Origin of the sequence: Rubellimicrobium mesophilum DSM 19309 (assembly GCF_000600335.2) — a bacterium.
GTDB lineage: Bacteria > Pseudomonadota > Alphaproteobacteria > Rhodobacterales > Rhodobacteraceae > Rubellimicrobium > Rubellimicrobium mesophilum.
Map to the genome: position 1 here is coordinate 68361 of NZ_KK088521.1, position 13985 is coordinate 82345.

Sequence of the window (13985 nt, forward strand, 5' to 3'; positions counted from 1 at the left end):
CCTGATCCAATGACGTTGACGCTGGGCTTTGGCATGGTTAGCTGCTGCCCATCCTCCGGCCCGCGTGTGGCGAGCCGGTTTAGAATGGTTCTAAGGTATCCGAGAGTTTTCGTCAAGATTGCTCCCGGACCTCTAAGGGGACGTGTATGCCCGAAGTCATCTTCCCCGGCCCCGAGGGCCGGCTCGAAGGCCGTTACCACCCGCAGAAGGACCGCGACGCCCCCATCGCCATCGTGCTCCACCCCCATCCGCAGTTCGGGGGGACGATGAACAACCGCGTCGTGTACAACCTTCACTACGCCTTCCACTCGCTTGGATTCACGGTGCTCCGCTTCAACTTCCGGGGCGTCGGGCGCAGCCAGGGCGAATACGACCAGGGGATCGGGGAGCTGTCGGACGCGGCGGCGGCGCTCGACTACCTGCAGGCGATGAACACCAACGCCAAGCATTGCTGGGTCGCCGGGTTCAGCTTCGGCGCCTGGATCGGGATGCAGCTCCTGATGCGGCGGCCGGAGATCACCGGGTTCGTCTCGGTCTCGCCGCCCGCCAACATGTACGACTTCTCGTTCCTGGCGCCCTGCCCGTCGTCGGGCCTCGTCATCAACGGCTCGGCCGACCGGGTGGCGCCGCCGCCGGACACGTTGACGCTGGTCAACAAGCTCCATGAGCAAAAGGGCATCACCATCACCCACGAGGTGATCGAAGGAGCGGGCCACTTCTTTGAGGACCCCCACATGGACGTTATGATCGACCATGTGAAATCCTACGTCCGCCGCCGCCTGACGGAGACCACCCGCTGAGATGCCCTCGCTCCTCGAGGAGATCGCCGACTCCCTGGCCCGCGACGTCATCAGGGCGTCCCAGGAGCTGCGGAACGACGACCTCGTGAACGAGATCTCCAAGGTCATCGGGGCGTCCTCTCCCACCACGCAGGAGGCGTTCCTGACGGCCGTCCGGGTGAGGACGGCGGAAGCGCGCGCCCGCAAGGCACTGGCGGAGAAGCTGGGCAAGAGCAGTTGGGACGAGGTGGTGGCAGCCATGCCGCCGCCGGCCCGCTCGGAGGCGGAGCCGGTCGCAACGCTCGTCGCTCCCGTCCCGCAGGGGGTGCCGCCGACGCTGTCCATCGCGCCGGAAGCCAGGCCCGGTCCGGCCGCCGCTCCCCATCCCGCCCTCGCGGCCGAGGCTCGGCCCCGCCCGGTCGCGCCCCGAGCGGCGCCCTCCGCCGCATCTCCGTCCTTCGGGGTGGGCGGGCCGGTTGAGCCGGAGTTGGTGGAGCCGCCGCCCGCGAGCGTTCCGCAGGGCCCGGTGGTGCCGCGGACGCCCGTGCGGCGGGTCCTGCCGCGATCCCCGGTCGGACGGCCCGAGGTGGCGTCCGCCCCGAGCGCGCCGATGGAGGTGAGTCCAAGCTCGTCGGTGCCGCCGCCCACGCCTGCGCCCAGGGTGGCTCCGGCGACATCCTCGGTCGGCCACCCGGACAGCGCAGGGGGGAGCGTCACGGCCCCAGTTGTGCCCCCGCCTTTGGCGGAGATGCCCAAACCGCTGGTCGCGAAGGCATCCGAGTGGAGGCCGGACGAGGAGCAGTTGCTTCCTTCCGGTCAACTGAAGCCGGTCGAGTTCCCGCCCGCCATCGAAGCTCGGCCGGTCGTTGCCGCTCCGGAGCCGCCGAGGGACGCCATCGACACCGCGCCGACGCCGGATACGTCCGCCGACTCAGTCGTGGTCCCCATCGCGGATGGGTCCGAGCAGACTGCGGGGTCGGAGGGATCGGCGTCGGCCCCTGTCGCCGAAGCACCGACGGTGGCGCCTGTGGACGCGAACGGGCCCGAGCGGTCGGAACCCAGCTCTGAGGACCCTCGCCCGGCCGAGCCTGCGCCGGTGCCGCCCGTCCAGCACCCGCCGGGATCGCTGGCCGAGGCTCTTGCCCGGGCGGCGGCGATGCCCAAGCCCAAGGTCGCGCCGGCCGAGCCGAAGAAGCCTGTGGTGAACCCCTACGCCGACATCGAGATGCCCGATGGCGACTGGGGCTGAGGCGCGCCTAGCGGCGCAGATGGCCTTCCTGGACGAGGCCGACCGGCTGAAGTCGGTCCTGCGGGCGACGACGCTCTGCGACGGGTCGCGGCCCGAGAACTCCGGGGAGCATAGCTGGCATCTGGCGCTCTATGCGATGGTGCTGGCGGACCAGGCCGGGCCGGGGGTGAGCATCGACCGGGTGGTGAGGATGCTGATCCTGCACGACCTCGTGGAGATCGACGTGGGTGACGTGCCCATCCATTCGGCGAACGGGCAGGCGCATGGCTCGGCCGAGGTGGTGGCCAAGGAGCGCGCCGCGGCGGACCGCATCTTCGGGCTACTGCCGGGCGACCTCGGGGCCGAGTTCCGGGCGCTCTGGGAGGAGTTCGAGGCGGCCGAGACTCCGGACGCGGTCTTCGCCAAGAGCCTCGACCGCGTGCAGCCGGTGATGCAGAACCTCGCCTGCGGCGGGGGGACGTGGCGGACCTACGGCGTGACGGCGGAGCAGTTGGAGAGCCGGGTGGGGGTCAAGGTGGCCCGGGGGACGCCGGGGTTGTGGGACTGGGTACGGGAACGGACGCGGAGCTACTTCGGCTCCTGAGAGCCTCGGCTCCGCATACCACGGCATACCGCCCTTCCCCCCTCCTCGCGGATGCGCTACAGGGGCGCCCGAGCCCACCCCTGCCCGAAGGCGCGCCCATGACCAAGATCAAAGTCGAGAACCCCGTCGTCGAGCTCGACGGCGACGAGATGACCCGGATCATCTGGGACTTCATCAAGAAGAAGCTGATCCTCCCCTATCTCGACGTGGACCTGAAGTACTACGACCTCGGCATCGAGGAGCGGGACCGGACCGAGGACAAGGTCACCGTGGACGCGGCCAACGCCATCAAGGAGTACGGCGTGGGCGTGAAGTGCGCGACCATCACCCCGGACGAGGCGCGGGTGGAGGAGTTCGGGCTCAAGCAGATGTGGAAGTCCCCCAACGGGACGATCCGCAACATCCTGGGCGGCGTGATCTTCCGCGAGCCGATCATCTGCAAGAACGTCCCCCGCCTCGTGCCGCACTGGACGCAGCCGATCATCGTCGGCCGTCATGCCTTCGGCGACCAGTACCGGGCGACGGACTTCAAGTTCCCCGGCAAGGGCAAGCTCACCATGAAGTTCGTGGGCGAGGACGGCGCGGTGATCGAGCGGGACGTGTTCGACGCCCCGGCGGCCGGCGTGGCCATGGGGATGTACAACCTCGACCAGTCCATCCTCGACTTCGCGCAGGCCTCGTTCAACTACGGGCTCGCGCGGAACATGTCCGTGTATCTCTCGACCAAGAACACGATCCTCAAGGCCTATGACGGGCGCTTCAAGGACCTGTTCCAGCAGGTCTTCGATGCGGAGTTCGCGAGCGAGTTCAAGAAGCGGGGCCTGAGCTACGAGCACCGGCTGATCGACGACATGGTGGCCTCGGCGCTGAAATGGTCGGGCGGCTATGTCTGGGCCTGCAAGAACTACGACGGCGACGTGCAGTCGGACATCGTCGCGCAGGGCTTCGGGTCGCTGGGCCTGATGACCTCGGTGCTGATGACGCCCGACGGCAAGACCGTGGAGGCCGAGGCGGCGCACGGCACCGTCACGCGGCACTACCGGCAGCACCAGAAGGGCGAGCAGACCTCGACCAACTCCATCGCGTCGATCTACGCCTGGACCGGGGGGCTGAAGCACCGCGCCAAGCTCGACAACAATTCCGAACTGATGCGCTTCGCCGAGACGCTGGAGCGGGTCACCGTCGCCACGGTCGAGGACGGCTGGATGACCAAGGACCTCGCGCTGCTCGTGGGGCCGGACCAGAAGTGGCTGACCACGATGGGCTACCTCGAGAAGGTCGATGAATACCTCAACAAGGCTCTTGCCGGCTGAGGCCGAGGGGGGCGCGGGCCGAACGCTCGCGCCCTCGAAGGCAGCGCACACGGCGTTCGACGACGCGCAGGGGATCGCCTTCGGGGCCGTCATGGCGGCGTTCGGGGTCGCGATCCTCACGCATCTGGGGCTCATCACCGGGCAGACGGCAGGGCTCTCGGTGCTGCTGTCCTATGCGACGGGGCTGCCCTTCGGGGCGGTGTTCTTCGCGGTGAACCTGCCCTTCTACTGGCTGGGCTGGCGGCGCATGGGGGCGGCCTTCACGGTCAAGACCTTTGCATCGGTCGCCCTGCTTTCGGGTCTGTCGCTGCTCATGCCTGGGTGGCTCAGCTTCGCGCATCTCGACCCGCTCTTTGGGGCGATCCTGTTCGGCTTCTGCTCGGGCGCGGGGCTCCTGGCGCTGTTCCGGCATGGGGCCTCGCTCGGCGGCGTCGGGATCGTCGCGCTGATGATCCAGGACCGGACGGGGTTCCGCGCGGGCTGGACGCAACTCGGCTTCGATCTGGTGCTCTTCGCGGTGGCGCTGCTGCGGCTCGACCTTCAGACGGTGGTGCTGAGCGCGCTCGGGGCGGTGATCCTGAACCTTGTGATCGCGATCAACCACCGGCGGGACCGCTACATCGCCTACTGACCCTGCGGCAAAGCGCGCCGACGAATCCTCTTCCGCGCGGGCTCCAAGACCCCTATATGCCTGTCCGAACGGGGGCGCGACGATCGCGCCCCCTGGCTTTTTCTGCACCTGCATCGTAACGCATCGCCGCCTTCGCCCGAGAGAGATTCCATGGACATCCGCAACATCGCGATCATCGCCCACGTCGACCACGGCAAGACGACCCTCGTCGACCAGCTTCTGAAGCAGTCCGGCGCCTTCCGCGACAACCAGGCGGTGGCCGAGCGGGCCATGGACTCCAACGACATCGAGCGGGAACGCGGGATCACCATCCTCGCCAAGTGCACCTCGGTCGAGTGGAAGGGCGTCCGCATCAACATCGTGGACACGCCCGGACACGCCGACTTCGGCGGCGAGGTCGAGCGCATCCTGAACATGGTGGACGGGGTCTGCCTGCTCGTGGACGCGGCTGAAGGCCCGATGCCGCAGACGAAATTCGTGACCTCCAAGGCGCTCGCGCTCGGCCTGCGGCCCATCGTGGTGCTCAACAAGGTGGACAAGCCCGACGCGGACGCCGACCGCGCGCTGGACGAGTGCTTCGACCTCTTCGCGGCGCTGGGCGCGAACGACGAGCAGCTCGACTTCCCGCATATCTACGCCTCCGGCCGTTCCGGCTGGGCGGACATGGAGCTGGACGGGCCGCGCCAGAACCTCGACGCGCTGTTCGACCTGATCGTCTCGCACGTCCCTGCCCCGCGCCAGATCGAGAACCGCGACAAGCCGTTCCGGATGCTGGCGACCACCCTGTCGGCCGACCCGTTCATCGGCCGCATCCTCACGGGGCGCGTCGAATCGGGCACCCTGCGGGCCGGTGAGACCGTGAAGGCGCTGTCGCGCACCGGCGAGAAGCTGGAGCAGTTCCGCGTCTCCAAGATCCTGGCCTTCCGCGGCCTGACCCAGCAGGCCATCGACGCGGCCGAGGCCGGGGACATCGTCACGCTCGCCGGCATGTCCAAGGCCACGGTCGCGGACACGATCTGCGACCTCAGCATCGACATCCCCCTGCCTGCCCAGCCCATCGACCCGCCGACGATCTCGGTCACCTTCGGGATCAACGACTCGCCGCTCGCGGGGCGCGAGGGCAAGAAGGTCCAATCGCGCGTCATCCGCGAGCGACTCATGAAGGAAGCCGAGCTGAACGTCGCCATCAAGGTCGCCGACACGCCCGGGGGCGAGGCGTTCGAGGTGTCCGGTCGGGGCGAGCTGCAGATGGGCGTGCTCATCGAGAACATGCGCCGCGAGGGGTTCGAGCTGTCGATCTCGCGCCCGCGGGTCCTTTTCCGGGAGGAGGACGGCGTCCGCATGGAGCCCGTCGAGGAAGTCACCATCGACGTGGATGACGAGTACACCGGCGCCGTGGTCGAGAAGCTGACGGGGCCACGCAAGGGCGACCTCGTCGAGATGCGTCCGGCGGGCGCGGGCAAGACGCGGATCATCGCGCATGTCCCGTCGCGCGGCCTCATCGGCTACCAGGGCGAGTTCCTGACCGACACGCGCGGCTCGGGCGTGCTGAACCGCATCTTCCACGGCTGGGCGCCGCACAAGGGCGAGATCCAGGGCCGCCGCCAAGGGGTCCTCGTGTCCATCGAGAATGGGACGGCGGTGGCCTACGCGCTCTGGAACCTTGAGGAGCGGGGCCGGATGTTCGTGGTGCCGCAGGACCCGGTCTACGAAGGGATGATCATCGGCGAGCATTCGCGGGACAACGACCTCGAGGTGAACCCACTCAAGGGCAAGAAGCTGACCAACATCCGCGCCTCGGGCACGGACGAGGCGGTTCGTCTGACGCCCCCCATCCTGATGACCCTGGAGCAGGCCATCGCCTACATCGACGACGACGAGTTGGTGGAGGTCACGCCGACCGCGATCCGACTACGGAAGCGCTACCTCGACCCGCACGAGCGCAAGCGGCAGGCGCGGGCCAGCTAAGGCACAGGGGGCGGTTCCGAAGGGGCCGCCCCTGTTTGCATCTAGAGGGGCTGGACCGGACGGTCCGAGGCCGAGGCCGTGCGGGCTTCGTCTGGGGCGGCTCGCGCCGACATCAGCGCCTGACCCGTCGCGCAAAGGTCCAGAAGCACGCACCGACCACAGGCGGGATTGCGGAAGTAGCAGCACCGCTGGCCGTGCAGCATGAGCGCCTCGTGATCGTCGTAGACCTGCTGCGCGTCCCATTCAGGTGGCAGCAGCGCGGCCAGAGCGGCATGGGACGGACCCACGTCCATGGTGCGCGGGATCAGTCCCGTGCGCTGCGCCACCCGGTGATGGTGACTGTCGACCGGCAATGCGGCGCGACGCAAATTGCTGAAGGACAGGACGGCCGCGCTGGTCTTGGGGCCGACGCCCGGGATGGCCTCCAGCCAGGCGCGCGCCTCGGGGACAGGCATCCCTTCGAGGAAATCGAGGGTCAGGGTGCCATGCCGATCCGTGATCGCCCCGAAGCGTCGCCTGGATGCGGGGCGCCTTCTGCTCGGGCCAGGTCACGCCTCTGATGAGCGTTTCCACCTCTGCGGTCGGCGCGTCGCGGAGAGCCTCCCAGGTCGGGTAGCGCGACCGAAGAGCGGTGAAGGCGCGACCCGAGTCCGCGTTGCGGGTGCGATGCGACAGGAGCGCGGAAACGAGTTCGCTTAGCGGATCGTGGTCATGGAAGTAGGCGATGGGGCAGCCGTACTCGCGGCAGAGGCGTCGGTGGATCGCCAGCGCCTTGGCCTTGAGGTCGTCGGGAGCTTGTCCGGAGCAGGCCATGGGAGGGGAATCCGCAGAAGCCCCATGGGTTCCAAGTTCCGCAAGATGTGTGCTGCGACACCGGCCAGCCGACGAAGGTCGGGCGGATTGTGCTGACGCCTCACGAGATAGGACGGGTAGGTTGCTGGTCTCGGGGTTCAGCTTGGGCCGCGCAGGCCATCGGAGAGGATGGGCACGACTGCGTCCCCCAGAGCAAGACGCCCCGGGACGAGCACCTTGGCGTACCAGCCCCCGTGACCGCGCATCGCATTGTAGCCACCGATTCCCAAGGTTTCCTCCATGCGCGAACAGGGCGGGCATGGACCGGTGATCTCGATGCGCGCGTCGGGCCCGATCTGGAGGGGTATGCCCTTCAGCGCGGCCAGGTTCAGATCCGAGACGACGAGGTTGCGACGCAGGCGCGCCGGGGTGGCGGCGGAGCCGCTCAGCGCCGCGATGACGGGCAGATGCTCGGCTTGGATCAGCGTGATGGCGCGGAGCCCCTCCGGGGCATGGTCGCCGGAGAGGCCGTGCGGGAGGAGGTCGGCGCTCTCCGGCAAGAGAGGTTCGACCCGCCGGGCCGGACGAAGAACGATGGCGCGCAACAGGCCTGGGCGGGGAAACCGGGAGGTCAGCTCCGCGACGGAGAGCACGGACGGCTCAGGCCGGGAGTTCCTCGACGAGGACCAGCTCGCGCTCGGCCGCGCCGCGGGCGTGATCGAGGGCGGCCTGATACTCGGGCGAGCGGTAGCAGGCCTCGGCGGCGGCAAGGCTCGGGAAGCGGGCCACGACCTGCCGGGAGCGTTCGGCCCCCTCAAGTTGCACGTAGGCACCACCGCGGGCGAGCCAGACGCCGCCATGGGCCGGGATGACCTCGGACGCGATCCTCGCGTAGCGGCCGTAGGCTTCGGGGTCCGTGACCTTGACGTGGGCGATCCAGAGGGCGGTCATGCGAGGACTCCTTCGATGACGGCCTCGGCGGCCTTGATGGCAGCCTCGGCGTTCTGGGCGCTGGCCGCCCCGCCCTGCGCGAGGTCCGGTCGCCCGCCGCCGCCCTTGCCGCCGAGCTCGGCCACGGCAGCCCGGAGAATGTCGACGGCAGAGAGCCGCTGGGCGAGGTCGGGGGTGACGCCTGCTGCGACGGCGGCCTTGCCTTGATCCTCGGCGATGAGGAGCACGGCGCCCGAGCCCATCTCGGCCTTCATGCCGTCGATCAGGCCAGGAAGCTCCTTTCCGGTGACGCCGGAGAGGACCTGCGCCCGGAACGGGACGCCGCCAATCTCACGCGCGGGCTGCGCCTCGCGGGAGGGGCCGCCGAGGGCGCGCTCGCGGCGGAGCTGGGCCACCTCGTTCTGCAAGGATCGGCGTTCGTCAAGGAGAGCCTTCACGCGGGGGCCGATGTCGGCGAGCGGGGCCTTGAGGAGACCCGCGACCTCCTGCAGCGCCTTGTCGCGGGCGCGGAGATGGTCGAGCGCGGCTTGTCCGGTCAGGGCCTCGACTCGGCGGACGCCGGCGGAGGAGGCGCTGTCGGAGAGGAGGACGAAGGCGCCGACGTCGCCCAGGCGGCGGACATGGATGCCCCCACAGAGCTCGATGGAGTAGGTGCGGCCGTCGGTGCCCTTGCCCGAGTTGTCCAGCGCGCCCATCGAGACGACGCGGACCTCGTCGCCGTACTTCTCGCCGAAGAGGGCTTGGGCGCCGAGGGCGCGGGCCTCGTCGGGAGACATGAGCAGCGTCTCGACGGGGCCGTTCTGGCGGATGAACTCGTTCACCTCGGCCTCGACCTGCTCCTGCTGCTCGGCCGTGAGGGCCTGGCCGTGGGAGAAGTCGAAGCGCAGCCGGTCGGGGGCGTTGAGGCTGCCGCGCTGGGCGACGTGCTCGCCCAAGGAGCGGCGGAGCGCCTCGTTGAGGAGGTGCGTCGCGGAATGGTTGGCGCGGATGGCGGAGCGGCGCTTATGGTCCACGTCGAGCGCCACGGCGTCGCCCACGGCGAGATAGCCCCGTTCAGGAGACACGCGGTGAGCGATGATGCGGCCGTCCGCGAACTTCTGGACGTCGGAGACAAGGGCCGTGGTGTCATGGTCGGCGAGCTTGCGGAGCCAGCCCTGGTCGGCCGCTTGGCCACCGGATTCGGCGTAGAACGGCGTCTGGTTCACGACGACCCAGGCCGCCTTGCCCTCACCGACCGTTTCAACGGACTTGCCATCCTCCACGATGGCGAGGATCTGGCCCTCGGCCTTCTCGGTCTCGTAGCCCAGGAACTCGGAGGCACCGACCTTCTCGGCGATCTCGAACCAGACGGCGGCGTCCTTGGCCTCGCCGGAGCCGGCCCAGGAGGCGCGGGCGCGGGCCTTCTCCTCCTCCATGGCGGCGTCGAAGCCGGCCAAGTCGACTGCCCTGCCCTGCTCGCGCAGCGCGTCCTGCGTGAGGTCCAGCGGGAAGCCGAAGGTGCTGTAGAGGCGGAAGGCGGCCTCGCCGGGAAGCTCGGCGCCATCGGGGAGCCCGGCGACCTCGTCCTCCAGGAGCCGCAGGCCACGGTCGAGGGTCTCGCGGAAGCGGGTCTCCTCGCGCTTCAGGGTGTCGGTGATGAGGGCCTGGCCGCGCGTGAGCTCCGGGTAGGCCGCGCCCATCTGCTGGACCAGCGCGGGGACGAGGCGGTGCATCACCGGGTCCCTGGCGCCCAGCATCGCGGCGTGGCGCATGGCGCGGCGCATGATGCGGCGGAGGACGTAGCCCCTGCCTTCGTTCGAGGGCATCACGCCGTCGGCGATCAGGAAGGAGGTGGACCGCAGGTGGTCGGCGATCACGCGGTGGTGGATCTTGCCGGGGCCGTCGGGGTCGGTGTGGGTCGCGTGGGCCGATGCCTCGATGAGGGCGCGCATCAGGTCGGTGTCGTAGTTGTCGTGCTTGCCCTGCAGCAACGCGCCGATGCGCTCGAGGCCCATGCCGGTGTCGATCGAGGGGCGCGGCAGGTCGGTGCGGGAGCCGTCCTCGAACTGCTCGTATTGCATGAACACGAGGTTCCAGATCTCGATGAAGCGGTCGCCGTCCTGGTCGGCCGACCCGGGCGGGCCGCCCCAGACCGAGGGACCGTGGTCGAAGAAGATCTCGGTGCAGGGGCCGCAGGGGCCGGTCGGGCCCATCATCCAGAAGTTGTCGTTGGTCGGGATGCGGATGATCCGCTCGTCGGGAAGGCCTGCGACCTTCTTCCAGATGTCGGCGGCCTGGTCGTCGGTGTGGTAGACCGTCACCAGCAGGCGGTCGCCGTCGATGCCGAAGTCCTTGGTCAGGAGTTCCCAGGCGAAGGGGATCGCGCTCTCCTTGAAGTAGTCGCCGAAGGAGAAGTTGCCGAGCATCTCGAAGAAGGTGTGGTGCCGCGCGGTGTAGCCCACGTTGTCGAGGTCGTTGTGCTTGCCCCCCGCGCGCACGCATTTCTGCGCGGTCGTGGCGCGGCTGTAGGGGCGCGATTCCAGGCCGGTGAAGACGTTCTTGAACTGGACCATGCCGCTGTTCGTGAACATCAGCGTCGGGTCGTTCCGAGGCACGAGCGGCGAGGACGGCACGACCTCGTGGCCGTTGCGGGCGAAGAAGTCGAGGAACGTGGAGCGGATGTCGGCGAGGCTGGTCATGGGCGGAATCCCGGTAAGCGGCTTTGGTGCAATAGCCCCCGTGGTTAACGGGGTCCAGTGGTTGAGTCGCAGGCTCTCATATGCCGGTTAACGGTTCGTTACCTGATCGTGCGGTCCTGTTAAGGAGAGGTTAACGTGCCCTGCCCTGACGTGGCGTCGGGTGGGTTCTGGTCGGTGGTCTTCGTAGATCTGTCGGGTTCACTTCAGCGCACCTTCCGGTCGACGGGCCAGGTGGTGCGCTGAAGCGCACCCTACGGCGCTTGGAAACGGATCGGCCGGTGTCCATGGAGCCGTCGCATGGCGATCTGAAGCCCCCCTACGAGTCGGACTCGGCCCAAACGGAAACGGGCGGAGCCTTGCGGCTCCGCCCGTCCCGTCTGTCCCCCAGAGGAGCCGAGGGAAAAAGCTCACATCTCCACGAGGTCGCCGTCCTCGTCGTGCCCTTCGCTCGACACCGAGAAGTCGAGGCCGTGGGCGGCGCGGATCTTGTCCTCGATCGAGTTGGCCACCTCGGGGTGATCCTTGAGGAACTGCTTCGCGTTCTCGCGGCCCTGGCCGATGCGTTCGTCGCCGTAGGAGAACCAGGAGCCCGACTTCTCCACCACGCCGGCCTTGACGCCGAGGTCGAGGAGCTCGCCGGTCTTGGAGATCCCCTCGCCGTACATGATGTCGAACTCGACCTCCTTGAAGGGAGGCGCGACCTTGTTCTTGACGACCTTGACGCGGGTCGTGTTGCCCACGACCTCATCCCGGTCCTTGATGGCGCCGATGCGGCGGATGTCCATGCGGACCGAGGCGTAGAACTTGAGCGCGTTGCCGCCCGTCGTCGTCTCGGGCGAACCGAACATGACGCCGATCTTCATGCGGATCTGGTTGATGAAGATCACCATGCAGTTCGAGCGGCTGATCGAGCCGGTGAGCTTGCGCATGGCCTGGGACATCAGGCGGGCGTGGACGCCGACAGAGCTGTCGCCCATGTCGCCCTCAAGCTCGGACTTCGGCGTGAGCGCCGCGACCGAGTCGATCACGACGAGGCTGACCGCGCCGGAGCGGACCAGGGTGTCCACGATCTCGAGCGCCTGCTCGCCGGTGTCGGGCTGGGAGATCAGGAGCTCGTCGAGGTTGACGCCGAGCTTCTTGGCGTAGAGCGGGTCGAGCGCGTGCTCCGCGTCCACGAAGGCGCAGACGCCGCCCTTCTTCTGCTCCTCGGCGACGACGTGGAGCGTCAGCGTCGTCTTGCCCGAGGATTCGGGGCCGTAGATCTCGACGATCCGCCCCTTCGGCAAGCCGCCGATGCCGAGGGCGATGTCGAGGCCGAGCGAGCCGGTCGAGGTGGATTCGATCTCGGGCAGCTTGTTGTCGCCCCCGAGCTTCATGATCGAGCCCTTGCCGAACTGCCGCTCGATCTGCTGCAGCGCGCTTTCGAGGGCCTTCTGCTTATCGGCCGTCTTCTTGTCGGTCATCGTCAGGAGTTCTGCCACTGCCATCTTTGGACCCTTGTGCCATGGCCGCCCGGTGGCGGCAATCCAACTGTTGTTCCCGTCTTGTTCCGGACCCAAGATATGGGACCAAAACGCGAACAAATCAAGTGAAATCGTCTAGGTGGATGGTGGCACGGAGGTGGTTAAGGAAGTGTTAACGCGCTGAGCGGGAACGAAGATTCCTGCGGCCCTAGCGGGCCAGCACCAAGTCCGCCCGAAGTCCGCCGAGTGCGACACTTTCGCCCAATCGGAGGCTGCCGCCGTGGGTCCGCGCGATGTCGGCCACGATGGCGAGGCCGAGGCCCACGTTGGGGCTGGCCTGGTTGCGCGCGGGGTCGAGCCGAGCGAAGGGACGCATGGCCTCCTCGCGCCGCTCGGGCGGGATGCCGGGGCCGTCGTCCTCCACGGAAAGGCGGATCGTGCGGCCGGAGAAGGCGAGGCTGACCTGCGCCCGGGTGCCATGCGCGAGGGCGTTGCCGAGCAGGTTCTCCAGCGCCCGGCGGATCGCCATGGGGCGGAGCGGCACGGGACCGGGGTCCTCGCCGGTCACCTCCGACAGGGTCACGGGCTGGCCGGAGCGGCGGTAGTCCTCGACCACGGCCCGGACGAGCGGGGCGACGGCCGTGTCCTCCTGCGCGTCGCCGGCATCGCCGCGCGCGAAGGCGAGGAAGGCGTCCACCATGCGGCCCATGTCGTCCACGTCGCGGATCAGGTCCTGCGCCTCGTCCTCGTCGAGGAGCGAGAGGCCGAGGCGCAGGCGGGTGAGCGGCGTGCGGAGGTCGTGGCTGATCCCGGCGAGCATGGCGGTCCGGGCCTGGCTCTGCCTCTCGATCCGGTGGCGCATGTCGAGGAAGGCGGTGCCGGCGGCGCGGACCTCGGTGGCGCCGGAGGGGCGGAAGGGCACGATGCGGCCGCGTCCGTAGGCGGTGGCGGCCTTGGCGAGCCGCAAGATGGGGCGGAGCTGGTTGCGCAGGAAGAGGCCGGCGACCGCGGTCATGAGGACTCCGAGGACGACCGTCAGGACGAGGAGCTGGTGCGGGTTCTGGGCGGCGACGCGGCGGCGGGAGAACTCGACCTCCATGTCGCCCTGGGGGGTGGCGAGCCAGATCGTCACGCGGTTGGAGACGCTCAGGTCGACAGCTTCGAGCTGCGGCAGGCCCTGTCTCAGCGTATCGGCCATGGCGCGGCCGGCGAGGTCCCAGCGGTCGATGGAGTCGCCGGGCGGCGCCTGCGCGGGGAGCGTGACGTCGAGTTCCAGCGGCGCGGCGGCGGCGGTCGCGAAGGCCAGGGCCGAGCCGGGGTCGGGGGCGGCGGAGGCGGCCTCGTGCACGAAGCGCAGCTCGAGAAGGAGGGACCGGGTCATCTGCCGCGTCACGTCCTCGTAGTAGCGTTGGACGAAGCTGACGCCGACGACGAGCTGGAGAGTGACGACCGGAAGGAGGAGGATCAGCGCCGCCCGCGCGACCAAGGAGCGGGGCATTCGGTCGTGGAGCCATTCGCGGATCATGGGCCGAAACCTAGCCGGAGCGGGACTTGCGGGGAAGCCTTGCGCGCTAGGTC

The 13985-nt window shown here is 68.9% G+C and carries 12 protein-coding genes; 6 read left to right on the top strand and 6 right to left on the bottom strand.

Going from position 1 to position 13985, the window contains the following annotated elements; genetic code table 11:
• The first annotated feature begins 146 nt into the window (after window positions 1-146).
• From RUMESO_RS00325 to typA, 6 genes are all read left to right on the top strand, one after another.
• On the top strand, window positions 147-800 hold the full coding sequence (locus RUMESO_RS00325; RefSeq protein WP_037277132.1) for an alpha/beta hydrolase: 654 nt from the start codon (window positions 147-149) through the stop codon (window positions 798-800).
• 1 nt (window position 801) lies between these two features.
• Complete coding sequence (locus tag RUMESO_RS00330) at window positions 802-2028, top strand: hypothetical protein (protein ID WP_037277133.1); 1227 nt, start codon at window positions 802-804, stop codon at window positions 2026-2028.
• The gene (locus RUMESO_RS00335; RefSeq protein ID WP_037277134.1) at window positions 2012-2611 is read left to right on the top strand and encodes an HD domain-containing protein; all 600 of its coding nucleotides are present in this window, start codon (window positions 2012-2014) and stop codon (window positions 2609-2611) included. Before RUMESO_RS00330 ends, RUMESO_RS00335 begins: the two co-directional genes overlap by 17 nt.
• Window positions 2612-2709: 98 nt before the next feature.
• Complete coding sequence (locus RUMESO_RS00340) at window positions 2710-3924, top strand: NADP-dependent isocitrate dehydrogenase (RefSeq protein WP_037277135.1); 1215 nt, start codon at window positions 2710-2712, stop codon at window positions 3922-3924.
• Window positions 3914-4555 carry a YitT family protein gene (locus tag RUMESO_RS00345; protein ID WP_037277136.1) on the top strand — a complete coding sequence of 214 codons (642 nt, stop codon included), beginning with the start codon at window positions 3914-3916 and terminating at the stop codon, window positions 4553-4555. The genes RUMESO_RS00340 and RUMESO_RS00345 overlap by 11 nt, the downstream gene beginning before the upstream one ends.
• Window positions 4556-4705: 150 nt before the next feature.
• Window positions 4706-6523: a translational GTPase TypA gene (gene typA / locus RUMESO_RS00350; RefSeq protein ID WP_037277137.1), complete on the top strand. Its 1818-nt coding sequence runs from the start codon at window positions 4706-4708 to the stop codon at window positions 6521-6523.
• A 41-nt stretch (window positions 6524-6564) separates the two neighbouring features.
• Here the strand turns inward: typA and RUMESO_RS25995 are convergent, their stop codons facing one another.
• The 6 genes from RUMESO_RS25995 to RUMESO_RS00380 form a co-directional block, all read right to left on the bottom strand.
• Window positions 6565-6978: an endonuclease III domain-containing protein gene (locus RUMESO_RS25995; protein WP_211262739.1), complete on the bottom strand. Its 414-nt coding sequence runs from the start codon at window positions 6976-6978 to the stop codon at window positions 6565-6567.
• Window positions 6979-7473: 495 nt separating this feature from the next.
• A complete protein-coding gene (locus RUMESO_RS00360; RefSeq protein WP_245639097.1) occupies window positions 7474-7875 on the bottom strand; it encodes an MOSC domain-containing protein in 402 nt (133 codons plus the stop codon).
• A 100-nt stretch (window positions 7876-7975) separates the two neighbouring features.
• On the bottom strand, window positions 7976-8266 hold the full coding sequence (locus RUMESO_RS00365) for a DUF1330 domain-containing protein (RefSeq protein ID WP_037277139.1): 291 nt from the start codon (window positions 8264-8266) through the stop codon (window positions 7976-7978).
• Window positions 8263-10944, bottom strand: coding sequence for an alanine--tRNA ligase (gene alaS, locus RUMESO_RS00370; protein WP_037277140.1), 2682 nt, complete (start codon window positions 10942-10944; stop codon window positions 8263-8265). Before alaS ends, RUMESO_RS00365 begins: the two co-directional genes overlap by 4 nt.
• Window positions 10945-11351: 407 nt before the next feature.
• The gene (gene recA, locus RUMESO_RS00375; protein WP_037277142.1) at window positions 11352-12431 is read right to left on the bottom strand and encodes a recombinase RecA; all 1080 of its coding nucleotides are present in this window, start codon (window positions 12429-12431) and stop codon (window positions 11352-11354) included.
• 184 nt (window positions 12432-12615) lie between these two features.
• Window positions 12616-13932, bottom strand: coding sequence for an ATP-binding protein (locus RUMESO_RS00380; protein ID WP_037277143.1), 1317 nt, complete (start codon window positions 13930-13932; stop codon window positions 12616-12618).
• Window positions 13933-13985: the final 53 nt, after the last annotated feature.

Bases quoted from the DNA above. Each gene is read 5' to 3' on its own strand.
- RUMESO_RS00335 (WP_037277134.1), top strand. From the start codon at position 2,012: ATGGCGACTGGGGCTGAGGCGCGCCTAGCGGCGCAGATGGCCTTCCTG.
- RUMESO_RS00325 (WP_037277132.1), top strand. From the start codon at position 147: ATGCCCGAAGTCATCTTCCCCGGCCCCGAGGGCCGGCTCGAAGGCCGT.
- RUMESO_RS25995 (WP_211262739.1), bottom strand. From the start codon at position 6,978: ATGCCTGTCCCCGAGGCGCGCGCCTGGCTGGAGGCCATCCCGGGCGTC.
- recA (WP_037277142.1), bottom strand. From the start codon at position 12,431: ATGGCAGTGGCAGAACTCCTGACGATGACCGACAAGAAGACGGCCGAT.
- typA (WP_037277137.1), top strand. From the start codon at position 4,706: ATGGACATCCGCAACATCGCGATCATCGCCCACGTCGACCACGGCAAG.
- RUMESO_RS00340 (WP_037277135.1), top strand. From the start codon at position 2,710: ATGACCAAGATCAAAGTCGAGAACCCCGTCGTCGAGCTCGACGGCGAC.
- RUMESO_RS00365 (WP_037277139.1), bottom strand. From the start codon at position 8,266: ATGACCGCCCTCTGGATCGCCCACGTCAAGGTCACGGACCCCGAAGCC.
- RUMESO_RS00330 (WP_037277133.1), top strand. From the start codon at position 802: ATGCCCTCGCTCCTCGAGGAGATCGCCGACTCCCTGGCCCGCGACGTC.
- RUMESO_RS00380 (WP_037277143.1), bottom strand. From the start codon at position 13,932: ATGATCCGCGAATGGCTCCACGACCGAATGCCCCGCTCCTTGGTCGCG.
- alaS (WP_037277140.1), bottom strand. From the start codon at position 10,944: ATGACCAGCCTCGCCGACATCCGCTCCACGTTCCTCGACTTCTTCGCC.